This window comes from Chryseobacterium sp. MA9 (assembly GCF_024399315.1).
Taxonomy (GTDB): Bacteria; Bacteroidota; Bacteroidia; order Flavobacteriales; family Weeksellaceae; genus Chryseobacterium.
The window spans coordinates 133817-150422 of the sequence record NZ_CP075170.1 but is presented as its reverse complement, the minus strand read 5'-3'; the positions used below and the strand labels follow the sequence as shown (position 1 = coordinate 150422).

The following is a 16606-nucleotide window of genomic DNA, read 5'->3' as shown; positions in this document are numbered from 1 at the left end:
AAAAAAATAAAAGCTCAATTTTCTTAATTTCAGATATTCGTTCCTCAAAGTTTGGATATGTTCATGGTAATTTTGACAATCAAATCGTTGATTTAGAATTAGATAACGCTTCGTATATTTCCATGGATGTATTACAAAAAGACGCAGATCCAATATTGTTAAGAAAATCGGTATTACAAATGGTTCATAAAATTGTCAGTGAAATTTATCCTGATGACGACTACTATTTTGATCTTAACGGAGATTATATTTTTGAAAAAAGAGAAAATGGTATTGTTAAAAGAAATAGCAATACTGACTTTTATGATGGCTTAGATTAAATAGAAAAAATTAAAATCATATCATATCATTTCATATCATATCATTTCATATCATTTCATTAGATTATTAAACAACAGAAAATTTGCAAGGTGGGATTGGCTTTGCGCTTACTGATGCATTAGGAGAAGCTTTCGAAAATCTTTTAAGTCAAATCGTTTATAATTTTGAAGATTTTCTAAAAAAGCTATGGGAAAAGTTTCGCATTGCAATAAAAGAAATTCCTAATTGGTATTTGAAATATGGCAGTAATCAGTATTATCGCTATAAAGAACTTGGAGAGCTGATGCCAGATATTATTACTCTTCTAGTTCCGGCATTAAAAGCCGGGAAAGCCAGTAAAGCCGCAGAGGAAATTTCTTTATTGAAAAATCTTTCCAAAGCAGAAAAAGAGTTAGCACTAGAAAAGCAAACTCAAAAATATCTTGAAGGTTATTATGAAACTTTGAGGAAAGAGTCTGATGATTTTTCTAAGAAACTGGAAGAGAAAACGGCTGAAAGTGAAGTTAAAGAAGTTTTTGATGATGCCGAAAATGAATTAGATGAAATAGTTAATACTAAAATCTTTGAAAAACTAAAAAAGTTTAATTCAATCACAAATAAATATCCAAATGATCCAATTCCTTTAGATGGTAAATTTTATGGTACTGCAGAAGTTGAAAATGGATTAATTAAGATTGATGGAGCTCTGGCAAATTATCCACAAAATGTTGACTATATAATTACAAACGATGGTAAATTGCTATTAGGACGTAAACATCACTTTTTGGGAGAAGCAAAAGATGTTTTAGCAGCAGGAGATTTGAAATTGGTTAAAGGAAAAGTAAAAAGAATATCAAATTTGTCGGGGCATTATCAGCCAACAAAAATAGAAGCTGAACAGTTTCCCGAAATATTTAAGATATTAAATGTAGACTTAAAAAATTCTAATTTGAATATAGGTTATCAAACTACAGAAAATTTGCAAGGATGGAAGGAAATTACAACAAAAATAAAGTAATGATATGAGTGCAATAGATTTTATAAAAATGATGGATAGCAATCCTAATATTGATTATTCGGAATTATATAAAGAATACTTCAAACAATTCTCCAAAAGAGAAAGGATTGATGCTTTTATATATTCTATGACTTTATATAAGGTCACTAAAGGTTTATTTATATCAAATCCGGAATTATGGATAGATTTTACAAAGCAGGATTGGCAAGAGGTTTTGATAAAGAACACTAATAGGCCAGCAATACCTGACAATCCGGATGGAAGGATTATCGATCTATATGAATATGATGATTTGATCATCTTGAATAAATTTTTAAAAATAAATCCGTTTAGTATTATACTTGAAAATAAAGATAAAATCAGTAGGAATAATTTATTGAATTGCCTCAAATATGGATATTTTATGTCTACTTTTTTCTATCAGTCTGATGAGTTTTTAGTTGAAGATTTTGAAGATTTTTCTAACATATCATATGTTGAAGTTCAAGAATACTCCAAAAATTTAATTACAGAAGGATGTGAAAAACGACTAAATACTCCAGAGGAATTATATTCTTGGTTGGAAGAAAAAATAAAAGCAATCTAAATTTTATCCTCAATCAATTTAGATTTTTGACCAGAGTAATGCTGAGTAACCTAATATTTGAAGATTAACGTGAATAAAGGAGAATTGATAGAGCTAGGATATAAAATAGTAAACAGTGAAGGAACTGAAGAAGAAATAGATGAGTATTACGAATTATTCAGTAAAATGTTCCTCATCCTAATGGAGCTAATCTATTTTTTTATCCAGAAAATTATAACGCACGAACAGATGATTTATCTAAGTATGATCCTAGTGTCGAGGAAATTGTAGAACTGGCATTATCTTATCAATCTAAGACAATGTAATTTAATCAGCTCGAGCTACAGTTAATATATGATCTTAAAATTAAAAAAAACAATCCAAGACACAGCTAATCTTATTGGTGGCTTTGATATCGGTACAAGTTCATTCTTTTGAAGATATTATTGAGAGTGAAGGTAAAGGAAATCGTTTTTATAATAACCCGGTTCCAGTAGGAGGTTTTATTGCCGTGGGTGATTTTCTGGATAACGTGTATGTATTTGAACCAGAGTAATGCTGGGTAATGTTCCAAATATGTTGGTTTCTTTTATCAATGGGGCTTGACATAAATTATTTTAAATAAATTAATCAAGAACAGGCAATCTAAAATGTATAAACGGCAAAACAATTCATCCAAAAATATAAGTAAAGCATCCGATTTGGATGCTTTTTTTAAATACTGTTTAAACCCTATTTAACTGCGGTTTCACCATTAATAAAATCTTTTAATTATCTTACGGGTCCCCTGTCTATTTGAAACTGTATTAATGTGAACTAGTTAATACTTAATCTGTTTTAAAGTTATTCAATTTGATTATAACTGTCAGATTAAGTATTGACTAATTCATATAATATGGGAAAAATTTTTCTACTTAATTTTCGATATTCTTGAAAATTACAACAATATAAAAAAAGCTCAATCATCTGATTGAACCTTTTTTTATATTGTTGTAATTATTTATTTAACCTGAGTTCGGTTTAAGCAAAATTTAAAAATAGTTGACCGTCATTTACTTTTTTCAAGTTAAATGACGGTTTTTTTGGAACACTATCCCATAAAGTGTGTAAGTTAAAAAGTCAGGGCTTAGATTTTATAATCTGAGCCTTTTTTCAAAAATAAGCATAAATTGGTTGAGAACAACACCCCAATTCTGAATAGGCATCGACCATTTTTTAGTAGCTTCTTTTAATGCGAGATACACTGATTTCATTACGGCATCATCTGTCGGAAACGGATCATGAATTTATCATTATATATTCCTGAAATTCAAAAGTATTTTGTAAAACAAAACAGTGACAGTTATTATCTTTTAAATTTGATTGAAGAAGTAAAGAGGGATACTAATGAAGATGAAATGTATAAAGCTTTTACCATTGCAGAACATAGTTTATTCTTCTTGATTAAAATACGGCTTGATCATTTTAAAAATCTAATAAAAAACAGCTTTGCTGAAAAAGAAAACACGGATAACCGATTAATTACTGATATTACCGATCAGAAGGATGAACCCCTTGATATGGCAGTTGAAACCATTATATCATCTAAAGAACTCGAAGAGATGTATCTCTTTCATAAAGTTGTATACGGAGAAATCACCACCTATTATTTATTGCTAATCGGATTTAATATCAGCAATGATTTTCTAAGGAATATCAGGCATAAAATAAGAAACAGAAGTGCTGAAACTAACGATTATGTTCTCATTGCTCATGACCGCCAATGGATTCAGAAAAGTTTATGTATCCAACAACCTTTTTTTGTTAATATCATACAGAAAAAAAACAAAATCTATGAATCTAACCCTTATCATCCTGAGCCTCATTGGGAAAACCCTCATGATACTTCTTATTCGAATTATCTTAGTTTACAAAGCTTCTGTAAATCCACAGAGAGCAGTGCTAAACAGTTTTTGGGTATTGTAAAGAATAAAGAGGAAAACTATCAGGGACTACCGTATGTATTTTCTTTATTTTTCCTTTCATTTTGCAGGACTTATATTTTTGCAAAGCTTTGCTACGAACCCCATTATCTTCCCAGCCATTTTTTATGGAAATTATGCCTGTATGCAAATCCTGAATTAAAAAGACATGAATACTTATTTGATGAGTTCAGGCTTAAATTTTTCTCTTTTCTGGATCACAACAGAACACTGCATCATCGGGAAGATTATTTTGAAAGGAAGATATCGAAAAAATGAAAGCCATTGTAAACAAGCTGATGAATGAACTGTATGAATTAGTTGCAGAGAAAGGATTAATTTCTAAAATTGAGAAAAATGAAACAGCTGAGTGAACCTTTAAGTGAATCTATTGTAGATTTTATAGAACGTCATCCTCCCAAAACTTTGAAAAGAAATCTTTTCTCTATATTTGTTGAATATGTATATTCTGTCAGAGAAATGATTCCTAATGATCTTTGTGAAGTTACTTCTGATTTTAAAGCGCTCTTCCTCCTTCTTGATAAAATAGAGGATGAAATCGAAAAATATAAGGTCAGCAAAGGGGAATCTACTATCTAATTTGATGAACTATATATAATTACCAATAAAAATATTTAGCACCTAAATTAGCACCTGAAAATAAAAAATCCCTGTAAATGGTCATTTACAGGGATTTTGGCGGAGAGTGAGGGATTCGAACCCCCGGACCTATTACAGTCAACAGTTTTCAAGACTGCCGCAATCGACCACTCTGCCAACTCTCCCTAAACTCCGGCTATACCGTTGTTTTCAGTGGTGCAAATATAGAACGATTTTTAATTTCCGCAAAACTTTTGCAACACAAATTTTAACAAAACTTAATAATAGACTAGAAATCAAGGGAATTATTTTTCCCGAACAGATCATCTATTCCTTGTCTACGATTGTAATGAAGCTGTTTTTTAAAAGATCAGACGGATATACAAACTGATCTCCATCTTCTCCCTTAACCACAATAGCCCCCTGCTCATCGTTCAGGCATTTGTCCAGCTGGCTTTTCAGTTCATTAAGTTTTCCATGAGGAGCCTCAATGATGTAGGTTCCGGTAACGTGTATTATTTTGATGACTTTTGATTCCATATTCTTTTTAATAGTCGTTAAATGTAGGAATTTTACTTTAAGTATGAAGACATTTATTATAATGAATGGAACTCCTTTAGAAATGATTCAAAAACACGACATATGAAGCTTGACTAAAAAATACAAATCTCCTACATTGTAGTAAGAGACTGTATTCTATTTTTTAAAACTCTTGGGCCTTCTGTTGTAAAATCAATCGGGTTACTCCCCTGCCGGTTCAAATAATTCGATCTTGTTTCCTTCCGGATCAAGGATGTGTACAAATTTTCCATACTCGTAAGTAGCCACCTCATCCAGAACTGTTACACCTTCTTTTTTTAATTCCTCTACCAATGTTTCAATATTTTCTACATGGTAATTGATCATAAATTCTTTGGATGAAGGTTCAAAATATTGGGTAGACTCTTTAAAAGGGCTCCATAGTGTATATCCTTTCTTTTCAGACTCTGCTTCTTTCCAGTCGAATTTGGCTCCGTATGGACTGGTTGGTAATCCGAGATGGGTTTTGTACCATTCGTTTACTTGTTCCGGGTCTTTACACTTAAAGAAGATGCCTCCAATGGCGGTTACTCTTTTCATTTTTTATTCGTTTTTTGTTCAGTTTATAGTTTCTTACATGCAATTTCGAGTCGTTTTGTAATTTCACAAATATATCAATGTTTTTATTAGATATTTCATGAATTTTCATCTGAATATTTGGTATTTCTTACGTCTTAAAAATTATACATAAAGAACTAAAAAAATTGCGCCTTTGCGATTCTCCAACAGAATATAAAACAAAAAAGCGCACCCATCGGGTACGCTTTTATTGTAAACTGAATAATATTAGTGTAATTCAGCTAAGTATTTCTCTGCATCCATTGCAGACATACACCCGCTTCCTGCAGCTGTAATAGCCTGTCTGTAGATATGATCCTGAACATCTCCAGCAGCAAATACTCCCGGAAGATTTGTTCTTGAAGAACCTTTCTCTGTTAAGATATATCCATTCTCATCAAGATCTACCTGACCTGCGAAAATATCAGTATTCGGTTTGTGGCCAATTGCGATAAAGATTCCTTCAACATCTACTGTAGATTTCTCCTGAGTCTGGTTGTTGATGATCACAGCTCTTTCTACTAAGCTGTTTTCTCCTTCAATCCCGATTAATTCATGGTGAAACTTCACTTCAATGTTCGGAGTACTTTCCACTCTGTGAACCATTGCTTTTGAAGCTCTGAAAACGTCTTTTCTTACCAATAATGTTACTTTCTTACATAGTTTTGCAAGGTAAGTAGCCTCTTCAGCTGCTGTATCTCCTGCTCCTACCACTACTACATCTTTTCCTCTGTAGAAGAATCCGTCACACGTAGCACAAGCAGAAACACCACCTCCTGCATATTTTTTCTCATCATCAAGACCTAAATACTTTGCAGTAGCTCCTGTAGAGATAATTACTGTTTTTGCCAGAATCTCTTTGTTTCCTGCATATAATTTGTGAACACCACCAACTTCCTTAGAGAATTCAGCTTTAGTGATCATTTCATAATGAACTTTGGTATCAAATCTTTCTGCCTGTTTTTGCAGATCCATCATCATTTCAGGACCTGTAATCCCAGCTGGATACCCTGGAAAGTTATCCACTTCCGTAGTTGTAGTTAATTGTCCGCCCGGCTCCAAACCTGTATACAATTCAGGTTTCAAGTCTGCTCTTGCTGCATAGATAGCAGCGGTGAAGCCAGAAGGCCCAGATCCAACGATCACACAATCTAAAATGTTTTGCTCCATAATTTACTTTGTTCGAAAAGATTTAATTTGAATTAAGACTGCTAATTTCGGAATTTTTACCGTCTTTTTAAAGTTATTTTAATGATACTTGTCAATATCTGATATGTTGAATTTCGATAGTTGTTGCAGGGTTGGGATTCAGGGTTTCGGATTGTAAAAATTAAAAACTTCTGTTTTCATTTCCCGTAATCAGCATATCCCGCAAACTCACCTCACACCTTCATTTTGATCTTATCTACATTGATGATCTTATATACAAGTTCTCTGATCAGTTCCGCTTCTCCCATATTCACAGCTCCAAGCCCCTTTCCTTTCATATCGAATTCCCGTAAAATAGAAATGACTCTTGTGGCATGTTTTAAAGGATAAAGCCTGGCACTTTCCGCATAATCTTTGATGAAGTAAGGATTTACCCCCATCTGGGATGCAATTGCCTGTGGAGGCTGCCCAGCCATCGTTTGATAGATAATAACGTTTGAAAAGTAATTATAAAGACTTGCCAGCATCATTACAAAAGGATTGTTCTTCGGGTTCTTTCCCATAAAATGGGCTATTTTAAAGGCTGCATTGGCATTTTTAGTTCCTAAAGCCTTTTGAAGTTCAAAAATATTGTATTCTTTACTGATTCCGATATGATTTTCAACAATGGTTCCGTCAAGGATTTCTCCTTCTTTAAGAATGATTTTTAATTTGTTGAGTTCATTGACAATTCTTGACAGATCGTTACCAAGATATTCTGCCAGAAGATGAGAAATATTGGGCGCTGTATTGATTTTAAGTTTCACACATTCATCTGAAATCCATTTGGGAAGATTGCTTTCCTTTACAGATTCACTCAGAAAAAGTGCTTTGGCTTTATCTAAAGCTTTAGCAGCCTTTTTTCGGCTGTCCAGTTTCTTGTGTTTGTGTGCAAAAACCAATACTGTAGAAGGAACAGGGTTTTCTACATAAGATTCTAAAATTCTGTTTTCCTCTTCATTGAATCGTAAATCTTGAGCTTCTTTCACTATAATCACCTGCTTGTCTCCCATCATCGGAAACTGTCTTGCCAGAGAAAGGACTTCCTGATAAGAAGTATCTTTTCCGTAGGTAACCGTTTGGTTGAAAGCTTTTTCATCTTCTTCCAAAAAGTTATGTTCAAGGGCTTTCACAGCGACATCAATAAAGTAAGCTTCTTCTCCGTGGAAAAAATAAATAGGTAAAACTTCTTTATTTTTAATATTTTTGAGGATTAAATCTAATTCTTTCATCTTATTAATGGAACTTCCAAAACTGAATTTTCAGGAAACTTTTGATTTTAAATTCAAGAAAGACAAAGATAAGTTTTTTATTTATGATTTGGTTCGTAAAACTTATCTTCTGCTCACTCCTGAGGAATGGGTAAGGCAGCATTGGATACATTATTACCTTACTGTAAAATCCTATTCTACATCAGCCCTGATCACCGAAAAAAAGATTGTCCTGAATGGGCTGACCAAACGTGTTGACCTTCTGGTGACCGAGAAAACAGAACCTATAATTCTGATAGAATGCAAAGCACCGCAAATCAAATTAACGGAAAAAACATTCGAACAGACGGCCAGATATAACTCGATTATCGGAGCCAGAGAAATTATTCTGACCAATGGGCTTCAGCATATCAATGCGTACTATAAAGACGGGCAGTATCAGTTTTACAGACCAGAATAAATAAAGCCTGATTTTAAGACTAAGCACAATACCAATTAATATGAAAATCAAGAACATTATTTTCGATTTCGGAGGTGTACTGATGGACTGGAATCCGAGATATTTTTTCAAAGATTATTTTAACGATAACGAAAAAATGGAATATTTCCTGGAAAATATTGCCCAGGATGAGTGGAATGTAGAACAGGACAGAGGAAGAAGCCTTGCTGAAGGAACAGAAATCCAGGTGAAAAAATTTCCTGAATGGGAAAAAGAGATCCGGGCTTTCTACGATAATTGGACCGTCATGCTGAAAAGTGAGATCCCACAAAATGTAGAAGTGCTGAGAAAACTGAAAAACACGGATTATCACCTGTTCGGACTCACTAACTGGTCTGAAGAAACCTTCCCTTACGCATTGGAAAACTATGATTTCTTTCAGATATTCGAGGGCAAAATTGTAGTTTCGGGAACTGAAAAGCTGATAAAACCTGATCCTGAAATCTGGCATGTGCTGTTGGAAAGATACAATATCAAGGCTGACGAATCGGTTTTCATTGATGATAATCCGAAGAATATTGAAATGGCACAGTCACTGGGCTTCATTACCGTTCAGGTTTTTCCGGATACCGATTTAACGAAGGAATTGAAGAAGTTTGGAATTAATCTTTAATTCATTTAAATATTTCTTAATTTTAATCTGTTTTACAATTCACTAATTCACAAATAATTAATTATGATACGTTCTATTTTATTAGCCACAATGATTATGGCTTCAGGAACCTTATTCAGTCAGAAACTTAAAACTGTTTCCTATCAGGACGGTGCACAGAAACTGAATGGCTTAATCACCTCCAATGCAGGAAAAAAACTTCCGGGAGTTCTTATTCTCCCAGCCTGGAAAGGGATTGATGAAGAAGCTAAAACAGCCGCTCTTGAACTTGAAAAACAAGGTTACATTGCCTTTATCGCTGATATTTATGGTGAAGGAAAAATTCCTGCTGACAATGAATCTGCTGCTAAAACTTCAGGATACTACAAACAGAATTATAACGAATATCAGAAAAGAATTTCGCTGGCTTTGGAACAGCTGAAGAAAAATGGTGCTATTTCTGATAAAACAGCTGTTATCGGCTATTGTTTTGGCGGCACCGGAGCATTAGAATCAGCCAGAGGACACCTTCCTGTTGCAGGAATAGTTTCTATCCATGGAAGTCTGGGGAGAGATCAGAGCAGAAAAAATGAAGCATTAACTGCTAAAATCCTGGTTGAAAATCCAGCTGATGACAGAGGAGTAACTCCTGATGATTACAATAACCTCATCAAAGAGATGAATGAAGGAAATGCCGACTGGCAAATTATCACATATGCCCACTCAAAACATACTTTCACGGATCCAAAGTCACCGGATTATAATGAAACCATGGCGAAAAGAGCATGGAACCACACCCTGATGTTCCTGAAAGAGATTTTGAAATAAACATAAAAAAGGCAAATCCATAGATTTGCCTTTTTATATTTTTAAAATTTTCTTAATCTACTCCTTCCTCTTCCCTATGCACCAACTCCATAGAAAATGCAGGCAGACAAATTGCAAGATATTCGCAAGGTTCTGAAAATGGATTACTGTAACGGATTCTCGCTCCTTTTTCAATAAGAATACTCTGGCCTTTTTCCAGTGTAATGATTTCTCCGTCTATTTCAAATTGCTTTTTTCCTGAAATAATATAAGTAAATTCATCAAATTCGGGCGTCTGATGAGGCTCGCTCCAGTCTGGAGGTGCTACCATATGGGCAATAGAAACATTAGAATTCCCGGTAGAGTTTCCCCAATGTTCTTCGATCAGTTTGCCATCTGTAGTAGGCACTACAAATGGTGACTGTTGAATTTTATATTTTTTCATACCCAGGCTTCTTTTGTGATTTCATATACAAAATTGGTTCTTGTAGGCTCTGCAAAATAAGCAACTTCTTCTTCAGCAATTTTTTGCCCTCCAAGTCTTTCCAAAGCTGTCTGTGAACGGAAATTTTCTTTTCCGATATGAAAATGAACCTTATCTACAAACTGGAAGATATAATCCAGCATCAGCTTTTTAACCTGAGGATTGATTCCTTTTCCCCATGATTTTGTTCCATAGAAAGTATATCCGATGAAAATATGATTATCTTCTTCATCAAAGTCATAATAACGGCTGCTTCCCAATACATCTCCGGTAGCTTTCTCAATAATTTTGAAAGCACCTTTACTCTCCATAGCTCCTGTAAAAAAGTTTTCAAAAACCTCTTTCTTATAACGGTCTTTGTTTGGGTGTTGTTCCCAGACTTTGGGATCGGAAGCTACTTCATATAAAGATTCAAAATCCCCTTGCTGTAAAGGGATTAATTGAAATTCTTCATTCTCTAAAACAGGCTGAACAGAAAAATTCATTGTTTAGCTCTTTTTAGTAGAATCTGATTCTATTTTCTTGATTTCTTTCAATTTGTCAGAAATCTTGATTACAGTGTCTAATTTTGATGGCTTCAAAGGAACTTCTGCCTGAGCCATATCCCATTTGATGACTAAGTTTCCGGTGTTTTCGTCTGTAGGATTCAGGGTGATTTCAAACCACTCCTGTTTGTCTGTCAGTTTATTTACTGGTACGGTAACATCCACTACGTCCTGTTTAGGATCATAAGTATAAGCTCCCCACTGTTGGAAATCTTTATTCAGGATCACTTTCCATTCTTTTTCTGTAGGAACAATGAATAATCCATAGGTTCCTGCAGGCACTGTTTTCCCACCGAAATTAACGGCCTGTCCGAAAGTAATTTTCGTAGATGAGTTAGCTCCTGCTCTCCAAACCTGGCCATAAGGAACCAATTCTCCGAAAATCTTGCGTCCTTTCACTCCTGGTCTTCCATAATCGATAGAGATCTTGGACATTGAAAACTGCTGCTCTACCTTCTGACGCGGGCTTGCTGCCGGCACAGAATAATCCTGAGCAAAACTGAATGCTGAAACTGAAATGCAAACTGCTGCTAATAACTTTTTCACGTGTAAATTTTTGTTTAAAATTACAAAAAATCAAAATAAAATAACCTTTTCCAGCTCTACTAATTTTTGTTTTCCCGATATTTTTCTATTAACATATTATTCCGGTCTAATCTTTTTTAAAATCAATACCTGGCCATTGGAAATTTTACTTCTTTTAATCATTTTTCCTTTTTCTCAGCTGGATTGAGTGAAGAAACATTTTAAAAAAAATTACTAAAACAAAATAGCCTTTTCCAGCTCCAGTAATTTTTGTTTTCTCCAGATCCCTCCTCCATAGCCAGTTAGTTGTCCGTTGCTACCAATCACACGGTGACAGGGTATCATAATGGATATTTTATTCAAAAGATTGCAGAGTGTTTTACAACCGAAAAATGAACATCTATTTTTCAATAATCTCTAAATTCTAACTTCAGTTTTAAAATAGAATAGCTTTTTCAAGCTCCAACAGCTTTTGTTTTCTCCAGATACCACCGGCATAGCCTACCAATTCTCCATTGGAACCTATCACACGATGACAAGGGATTAAAATGGCAATTTTATTAATTCCGTTGGCTGTTCCTACAGCACGTATTGCCTTTGGATTTCCTAATATTTCTGACTGCTGCTTATAGCTTCTTATTTCTCCCATCGGAATTTCACGGAGAAGCTGCCAGACTTTTTCCTGAAATTCTGTTCCTGTGGTAAACAATGGAACTTCAAAATGGTTTCTTTTTCCTTCAAAATATTCTTTCAACTCTTCTTCCAGCTGTCTGAAATGAAGATGTTCTTTTTCTACAATCTCTGCTTTCAAAACCTTTGACAAAGCCTTCAGTTGTTTTTCAATATTCTTCCGGTCTGTGAATTCAAGCAGACAGATTCCCTGGTCTATGGCACAGGCAATCATTTCTCCCAATGGAGTTGATATGTTTTTTTGGTGTATTTTCATTTTGTGACAATAAAAAACCTCATAAGTTTTCTTACGAGGTTTAAATTTATATAAAAAAAAAATTAATATCCATAAATAGCAGATATTCTGAAATCATCATTTGGAGTATTATCTGAAATCTTCTCCTGATAATAAATTATGGAAGGGAGGCCATCATTTTGATACTGAGAAACCATTTTAAATTCTTTTTTTGGACTATCAGGCAACGAACCAAAATAATACTTTATCTTTTTATGCACATTATTCCTGGAAATTTGTGAATAATCCTGAAGCATAAAAATATTATAAGCATATTCAGGTAATGCCAATATTCTGTTTCTGTCAATCAAAAAATCAGGGTTTATATTCTGATCATATTCATAGGTTATCACATCCCTCAGCTTGGATAAATTTCCTTCCTCATATCTTTCAATTTTGGAAACATTCTGATTACTTATAAAGATTTTAAGCATTTCTGTGTTGAAGGGTGTTCCGAAATAATTAATATAGTTTTTAACCATAATGACATCTGCGGATGGATATTCAAAGGTTTTGTAATTCTTTTCGTAGTTTGGATTTAAATTTTCTACTTTTACAAGTCTTTGATTATCATCATAAATAAGCTTTCTTTTTTCACTAAACGGAGAAGGGTCAGATAGTCCGGGATAAGTGTTTCCTTCGATAGAAATTGAGGTTAGTAATCCATTGGTGTAGCCAAGATTTTCAGTATAATTGCCATTAAGATCCCAGATCTTAACCAATTTATCATTGTTGTATTCAAACTTAAAATCTAGTTTTTCGATAAGGGAAACTGTACCATTTGCCAGTTCTTCATCTTTAATGGTAAGCGTTTTAATTTTACCTAATGGAGGTTCATTAGTGGATTTTAGATTATCAAGATCATCTGAACTTCCACATGATACAATCGAAAATAATAAAATTCCCAGTAAATATTTTTTCATAAAAGGTTTTTAGCTCCGCAAAACTAGGAAAATTTCATCTACAACTCCAACTTTTATGAATTGAGTATTCTCTGAATCTGCCCAATATGTCTTTCATTGTGATAAATAACAAAACGGAAGGTATCTCCCAGCTTCAGCTTGATCAGCTTTGAAATGCTTATATTAGTCTTTACCTTTTCCAGATTCGTGTGTCGGGCTTCTTCCAATAATTCAAGTAATTTTTCCTGTTGTTTTATGAAGCTATCAATTACCCCTTTATTCATCTGGCTGTGGATAGGATTCATTGTTTTAAGCGTTTTCATCTTGTTCGGTTTCTCTTTGGGAAGCATACTTTTAGCAAAATAATTCCCAAGAATTCCAGGCTTAAAATAAGGTTGTGGAGTCTTCCCGGCAGAAGAAATATTATGGCTGATTTCAGGAATATAAAAATTTCCGTAGCGATTGAGATGTTCCAGACATTCTAATGTACTCCAGCTGTCTGCTGAAGTTCTGAAATTCAGCTCTTCTTCTGTTTTTAGGGTGAGGGTCTGCGCATATTCTAAATGCTGGCTGGTTCTTTCCTTTAATTCATCTAATAATGCTGAAGCTGAAATTTTCATTACGTTTTTTATGCAAATATCCTGAACAGATCATTCTTAAATCTTGACTGAACTCAAGATTTTTTAAGCCTTGATAAAGTTTCCGGTGACATCCTCAGATAATTAGCAATGTATTTATTGGGAACTTCCTGAAACAGCTTCGGGCTTCGTTTTAAAACTCTCTCAAAGCGTTCTCCCGGAGCATTGATGAGTAAATCTTTTTCTCTTTCTAGCTGCTGCAATACCAGATCTTCCAGAATACTCATCCAAAATTTCAGGTGTTTTTCACCGGATTGTACAAATTCATAAAAAGTTTTTTTTGAAGCTATTTTTACTGTTGTTTTCTTAATCGCCTGAATATAAAGCTCCGAAGGTTTCCCTGATAAAAAGGAATCCAGGCTGACAATAATATTTCCGGTGTATCCGAAACGAATGATTCTTTCTTCATTTTCATCCATCATAAAAATCCGGATACTTCCATTTTCAATAAAATAAATAGAGGTATCTGTACTGCCAGAAATCTTCAGGAACTCATTTCGTTTGAATTCTTTCTCTTCCCAATGGATTCCGCTTTGAAGTAACTTTTCAACCATTTCATTTTATTATTTGCTTTTCCAAAGATAATAGGTAATTTTAAAGTTTTAAAACACTAATCACTGATAATGCTCAAAAGAACAGTCCTTTTCATGCTGCTTTCTATTGGATTTTCCGGTATGAAAGCCCAGCAAACCATTCCTTTCCGGATCACAAAACACAATAATATCATTGTGAAGACCCTTGTCAACAAAAAAGATTCGCTGGACCTGATGTTCCAGATCGCAATGAAAGATTATTCAATTTCCCCCGAACGAAAGCGGAAAGCGGATCATATTGTTTTCAACAAAGATGAAGTCAGTGACCATAATACCGTAGAAATTGGGAAAATCACCCAGAAAAATGTACGCTTTTTTGATAATCAACTAACCGGACATGAAGCTGACGGAAAAATCGGCACCAGTATTTTTGAAGGGAAAGCATTTAAAATTGATTACGACAACAATCAGTTTGTGATGTATGATAAAATGCCAGACCTGAAAGGTTACCAGCCTGTCAATATTATTTTAGACCATGATGGGTTTTATCTTGCAGCAGATAATATTATTGATGGTGATCAACAGCAGGAAGCATATTTTGTACTGCAATCCGGATTTTCAGGAACGCTTCTTTACAGTAACGAGTTTGCTGAAGCAAAGAATCTGGATAAAAAACTGAAGGTAACAGGAGAGAAGACACTGAAAAATTCTGAAGGTAAAACTTTAACGACCAAACAGGCCATTCTTCCATATTTCAAGCTGGGAAATAGTGTATTTAAAGATGTTTCCGTAGGATATTTCTCCGGAGAACTGAAAACACAAAATGTGAGTTATCTCGGTGCTGATATGCTCCGCAGGTTTATCTGGATCTTTGATGCAGAAAGGAAAATGGCTTACATCAAACCAAGCAAATACTTTTCAGAGCCTTACTACAAAATGAATTAGAATATAATAAACTCGTAACTATTAACAAAGATGAAGATCAAAACTATCGCAACCCTTTTATGTTTTCAACTGGTTATTCTCAGCTGTCAGAAAGAAGAGAAGAAAACAGCTACCACAGAAACAAAAACCACGAATGATACTTTAAAAACAGTAAAAACTGAAGAGAAAATAGATTATACTCATTTTAATATTTTCAGTTTATCTGTCATTTCATCTGCGGAAAAAAATTCTGATATGGATATTTTCATTTCTGTTTCAGATGTCTATAAAGGAAAGCAGCCTGTTCCTGCAGATATTATTAAAAATCAGAAGCAGATGTCTTTTGAAGAACGCCAACATTTTGAACTGGATGCTCCCAGCAGAAAAAAACTGCTCAACGGAATTCAGCTCACTGAAAATGATTCATTGTATATTTATGAGTACGGTTCTAATAAACTTCAAAGAATGCCGATCAGCCAATTAAAGGCAGTAGCTTATTTAAGTCCTTATTCAGATGATGAAGAATTAGATCCGGAGTCTTATATGATGGGATTTCAGGTAGCCACTCACCAAAAAACAACAGAGTACGACCGATACAATAATGCCATCGCCTATTTTGGGAATAAAAATCCTTTCGTAGAAAATAAAATGCAGGCTATAAAATGGCAAAAAGCAAGTACTGATGTTTCAAAAAAATACTTTAGCCAATCAAGATTGATTCACGGAAAGACTTATCAGGCACAGTATGATAATATGACCTATTATCTGCAGGATTATCTTGAAGAAGGAAATGTCACAGAACGCAAGCTTGTAGCCATCAATGATCGTAAAGAAAAGATTGCTGAGAAGACGTTTAGTCTTGCAGGAAGTGATGGTGGAGAATTCAGGCCTCTTTATGGAATAGATGCCGATAAAGTCAATGCTTCCCAGTGGACAGGTTATCTTTTTAAAGGAAAACCTCCTGTTATTTTTGGGTTCATTGCGCAGTCTTTTGGATGTCCCTCTATTAGTTTTTTAGATCAAAAGGAGAAAGATTTTCCAATCAATTGTGATAATAGACATTAAGAAAGGGTTCTTGGAAAGAATCAGCGCAATCAGCAAAATCTGCGAGAAAAAACAATAATCCATTGGCTTTAGCCAAACTTCATTTTAGAATTATAATGCATAAAAAAAGCAAATCTGTTTATAAGCGGATTTGCTTTTTATTTTAAAT

The 16606-nt window shown here is 34.1% G+C and carries 23 protein-coding genes, 1 tRNA gene and 1 pseudogene; 11 read left to right on the top strand and 14 right to left on the bottom strand.

Features of this window, described 5'->3' with window-relative positions; genetic code table 11:
* Positions 1-179: 179 nt before the first annotated feature.
* From KIK00_RS00680 to KIK00_RS00665, 4 genes are all read left to right on the top strand, one after another.
* The gene (locus tag KIK00_RS00680) at positions 180-320 is read left to right on the top strand and encodes a hypothetical protein (protein ID WP_255814651.1); all 141 of its coding nucleotides are present in this window, start codon (positions 180-182) and stop codon (positions 318-320) included.
* An 83-nt stretch (positions 321-403) separates the two neighbouring features.
* Positions 404-1318: a hypothetical protein gene (locus KIK00_RS00675; RefSeq protein WP_255814650.1), complete on the top strand. Its 915-nt coding sequence runs from the start codon at positions 404-406 to the stop codon at positions 1316-1318.
* A gap of 4 nt (positions 1319-1322) precedes the next feature.
* Complete coding sequence (locus KIK00_RS00670) at positions 1323-1904, top strand: hypothetical protein (protein WP_255814649.1); 582 nt, start codon at positions 1323-1325, stop codon at positions 1902-1904.
* A gap of 388 nt (positions 1905-2292) precedes the next feature.
* Complete coding sequence (locus KIK00_RS00665) at positions 2293-2439, top strand: hypothetical protein (RefSeq protein ID WP_255814648.1); 147 nt, start codon at positions 2293-2295, stop codon at positions 2437-2439.
* 577 nt (positions 2440-3016) lie between these two features.
* Here KIK00_RS00665 and KIK00_RS00660 read toward each other — a convergent pair.
* Positions 3017-3157 (bottom strand): annotated as a pseudogene (locus KIK00_RS00660) (IS256 family transposase); the annotation flags it as partial.
* A 6-nt stretch (positions 3158-3163) separates the two neighbouring features.
* Between KIK00_RS00660 and KIK00_RS00655 the strand changes: the two are divergent.
* Entirely contained in the window at positions 3164-4123 is a 960-nt protein-coding gene (locus KIK00_RS00655; RefSeq protein ID WP_255814647.1) for a hypothetical protein, read from the top strand.
* A 78-nt stretch (positions 4124-4201) separates the two neighbouring features.
* Positions 4202-4444, top strand: coding sequence for a hypothetical protein (locus KIK00_RS00650; protein ID WP_255814646.1), 243 nt, complete (start codon positions 4202-4204; stop codon positions 4442-4444).
* Positions 4445-4541: 97 nt separating this feature from the next.
* Here KIK00_RS00650 and KIK00_RS00645 read toward each other — a convergent pair.
* The 5 genes from KIK00_RS00645 to holA form a co-directional block, all read right to left on the bottom strand.
* Positions 4542-4629: transfer RNA gene (locus tag KIK00_RS00645), tRNA-Ser, on the bottom strand.
* Between the two features lie 142 nt (positions 4630-4771).
* Positions 4772-4984 (bottom strand): glyceraldehyde-3-phosphate dehydrogenase, encoded by a 213-nt coding sequence (locus KIK00_RS00640; RefSeq protein WP_255814645.1) that lies wholly within the window; start codon positions 4982-4984, stop codon positions 4772-4774.
* A gap of 201 nt (positions 4985-5185) precedes the next feature.
* Positions 5186-5563: a VOC family protein gene (locus tag KIK00_RS00635; RefSeq protein ID WP_047376726.1), complete on the bottom strand. Its 378-nt coding sequence runs from the start codon at positions 5561-5563 to the stop codon at positions 5186-5188.
* Positions 5564-5809: 246 nt separating this feature from the next.
* Entirely contained in the window at positions 5810-6751 is a 942-nt protein-coding gene (gene trxB, locus KIK00_RS00630) for a thioredoxin-disulfide reductase (protein ID WP_255814644.1), read from the bottom strand.
* 212 nt (positions 6752-6963) lie between these two features.
* A complete protein-coding gene (gene holA / locus KIK00_RS00625; RefSeq protein WP_255814643.1) occupies positions 6964-8001 on the bottom strand; it encodes a DNA polymerase III subunit delta in 1038 nt (345 codons plus the stop codon).
* Between the two features lie 7 nt (positions 8002-8008).
* On the opposite strand from holA, the gene KIK00_RS00620 reads away from it, so the two are divergent.
* The 3 genes from KIK00_RS00620 (at position 8009) to KIK00_RS00610 (ending at position 9899) form a co-directional block, all read left to right on the top strand.
* On the top strand, positions 8009-8440 hold the full coding sequence (locus KIK00_RS00620) for a type I restriction enzyme HsdR N-terminal domain-containing protein (protein ID WP_255814642.1): 432 nt from the start codon (positions 8009-8011) through the stop codon (positions 8438-8440).
* Between the two features lie 40 nt (positions 8441-8480).
* Positions 8481-9092: an HAD family phosphatase gene (locus KIK00_RS00615; protein WP_255814641.1), complete on the top strand. Its 612-nt coding sequence runs from the start codon at positions 8481-8483 to the stop codon at positions 9090-9092.
* Between the two features lie 63 nt (positions 9093-9155).
* A complete protein-coding gene (locus KIK00_RS00610; RefSeq protein ID WP_255814640.1) occupies positions 9156-9899 on the top strand; it encodes a dienelactone hydrolase family protein in 744 nt (247 codons plus the stop codon).
* 52 nt (positions 9900-9951) lie between these two features.
* Here the strand turns inward: KIK00_RS00610 and KIK00_RS00605 are convergent, their stop codons facing one another.
* The 8 genes from KIK00_RS00605 to KIK00_RS00570 all read right to left on the bottom strand — a co-directional run bounded on the left by KIK00_RS00605 (position 9952) and on the right by KIK00_RS00570 (position 14490).
* Positions 9952-10323 (bottom strand): cupin domain-containing protein, encoded by a 372-nt coding sequence (locus tag KIK00_RS00605; RefSeq protein WP_255814639.1) that lies wholly within the window; start codon positions 10321-10323, stop codon positions 9952-9954.
* Positions 10320-10847 (bottom strand): GNAT family N-acetyltransferase, encoded by a 528-nt coding sequence (locus tag KIK00_RS00600; RefSeq protein ID WP_255814638.1) that lies wholly within the window; start codon positions 10845-10847, stop codon positions 10320-10322. The genes KIK00_RS00605 and KIK00_RS00600 overlap by 4 nt, the downstream gene beginning before the upstream one ends.
* 3 nt (positions 10848-10850) lie before the next feature.
* Entirely contained in the window at positions 10851-11453 is a 603-nt protein-coding gene (locus KIK00_RS00595) for a DUF2911 domain-containing protein (protein ID WP_077414838.1), read from the bottom strand.
* A gap of 213 nt (positions 11454-11666) precedes the next feature.
* The gene (locus KIK00_RS00590; RefSeq protein ID WP_370647728.1) at positions 11667-11777 is read right to left on the bottom strand and encodes an MGMT family protein; all 111 of its coding nucleotides are present in this window, start codon (positions 11775-11777) and stop codon (positions 11667-11669) included.
* Positions 11778-11868: 91 nt separating this feature from the next.
* Positions 11869-12378: a methylated-DNA--[protein]-cysteine S-methyltransferase gene (locus KIK00_RS00585; protein ID WP_255814637.1), complete on the bottom strand. Its 510-nt coding sequence runs from the start codon at positions 12376-12378 to the stop codon at positions 11869-11871.
* A gap of 62 nt (positions 12379-12440) precedes the next feature.
* Complete coding sequence (locus KIK00_RS00580) at positions 12441-13319, bottom strand: hypothetical protein (protein WP_255814636.1); 879 nt, start codon at positions 13317-13319, stop codon at positions 12441-12443.
* A 53-nt stretch (positions 13320-13372) separates the two neighbouring features.
* Positions 13373-13918 carry a DinB family protein gene (locus KIK00_RS00575; RefSeq protein WP_255814635.1) on the bottom strand — a complete coding sequence of 182 codons (546 nt, stop codon included), beginning with the start codon at positions 13916-13918 and terminating at the stop codon, positions 13373-13375.
* A 53-nt stretch (positions 13919-13971) separates the two neighbouring features.
* Entirely contained in the window at positions 13972-14490 is a 519-nt protein-coding gene (locus KIK00_RS00570; protein ID WP_255814634.1) for a Crp/Fnr family transcriptional regulator, read from the bottom strand.
* Between the two features lie 69 nt (positions 14491-14559).
* Here KIK00_RS00570 and KIK00_RS00565 point away from each other — a divergent pair, with 69 nt between their 5' ends.
* Together KIK00_RS00565 and KIK00_RS00560 are read left to right on the top strand one after the other, a co-directional pair.
* Positions 14560-15414 (top strand): hypothetical protein, encoded by an 855-nt coding sequence (locus KIK00_RS00565; protein WP_255814633.1) that lies wholly within the window; start codon positions 14560-14562, stop codon positions 15412-15414.
* 30 nt (positions 15415-15444) lie between these two features.
* A complete protein-coding gene (locus tag KIK00_RS00560; RefSeq protein ID WP_255814632.1) occupies positions 15445-16458 on the top strand; it encodes a hypothetical protein in 1014 nt (337 codons plus the stop codon).
* Positions 16459-16606: the final 148 nt, after the last annotated feature.

Excerpts from the sequence above, each read along its gene's own strand:
- KIK00_RS00680 (WP_255814651.1), top strand. The coding sequence starts at position 180 with ATGGTTCATAAAATTGTCAGTGAAATTTATCCTGATGACGACTACTAT.
- KIK00_RS00670 (WP_255814649.1), top strand. The coding sequence starts at position 1,323 with ATGAGTGCAATAGATTTTATAAAAATGATGGATAGCAATCCTAATATT.
- KIK00_RS00655 (WP_255814647.1), top strand. The coding sequence starts at position 3,164 with ATGAATTTATCATTATATATTCCTGAAATTCAAAAGTATTTTGTAAAA.
- KIK00_RS00650 (WP_255814646.1), top strand. The coding sequence starts at position 4,202 with ATGAAACAGCTGAGTGAACCTTTAAGTGAATCTATTGTAGATTTTATA.
- KIK00_RS00640 (WP_255814645.1), bottom strand. The coding sequence starts at position 4,984 with ATGGAATCAAAAGTCATCAAAATAATACACGTTACCGGAACCTACATC.
- KIK00_RS00635 (WP_047376726.1), bottom strand. The coding sequence starts at position 5,563 with ATGAAAAGAGTAACCGCCATTGGAGGCATCTTCTTTAAGTGTAAAGAC.
- trxB (WP_255814644.1), bottom strand. The coding sequence starts at position 6,751 with ATGGAGCAAAACATTTTAGATTGTGTGATCGTTGGATCTGGGCCTTCT.
- holA (WP_255814643.1), bottom strand. The coding sequence starts at position 8,001 with ATGAAAGAATTAGATTTAATCCTCAAAAATATTAAAAATAAAGAAGTT.
- KIK00_RS00620 (WP_255814642.1), top strand. The coding sequence starts at position 8,009 with ATGGAACTTCCAAAACTGAATTTTCAGGAAACTTTTGATTTTAAATTC.
- KIK00_RS00615 (WP_255814641.1), top strand. The coding sequence starts at position 8,481 with ATGAAAATCAAGAACATTATTTTCGATTTCGGAGGTGTACTGATGGAC.
- KIK00_RS00610 (WP_255814640.1), top strand. The coding sequence starts at position 9,156 with ATGATACGTTCTATTTTATTAGCCACAATGATTATGGCTTCAGGAACC.
- KIK00_RS00605 (WP_255814639.1), bottom strand. The coding sequence starts at position 10,323 with ATGAAAAAATATAAAATTCAACAGTCACCATTTGTAGTGCCTACTACA.
- KIK00_RS00600 (WP_255814638.1), bottom strand. The coding sequence starts at position 10,847 with ATGAATTTTTCTGTTCAGCCTGTTTTAGAGAATGAAGAATTTCAATTA.
- KIK00_RS00590 (WP_370647728.1), bottom strand. The coding sequence starts at position 11,777 with ATGATACCCTGTCACCGTGTGATTGGTAGCAACGGACAACTAACTGGC.
- KIK00_RS00585 (WP_255814637.1), bottom strand. The coding sequence starts at position 12,378 with ATGAAAATACACCAAAAAAACATATCAACTCCATTGGGAGAAATGATT.
- KIK00_RS00580 (WP_255814636.1), bottom strand. The coding sequence starts at position 13,319 with ATGAAAAAATATTTACTGGGAATTTTATTATTTTCGATTGTATCATGT.
- KIK00_RS00575 (WP_255814635.1), bottom strand. The coding sequence starts at position 13,918 with ATGAAAATTTCAGCTTCAGCATTATTAGATGAATTAAAGGAAAGAACC.
- KIK00_RS00570 (WP_255814634.1), bottom strand. The coding sequence starts at position 14,490 with ATGGTTGAAAAGTTACTTCAAAGCGGAATCCATTGGGAAGAGAAAGAA.
- KIK00_RS00565 (WP_255814633.1), top strand. The coding sequence starts at position 14,560 with ATGCTCAAAAGAACAGTCCTTTTCATGCTGCTTTCTATTGGATTTTCC.
- KIK00_RS00560 (WP_255814632.1), top strand. The coding sequence starts at position 15,445 with ATGAAGATCAAAACTATCGCAACCCTTTTATGTTTTCAACTGGTTATT.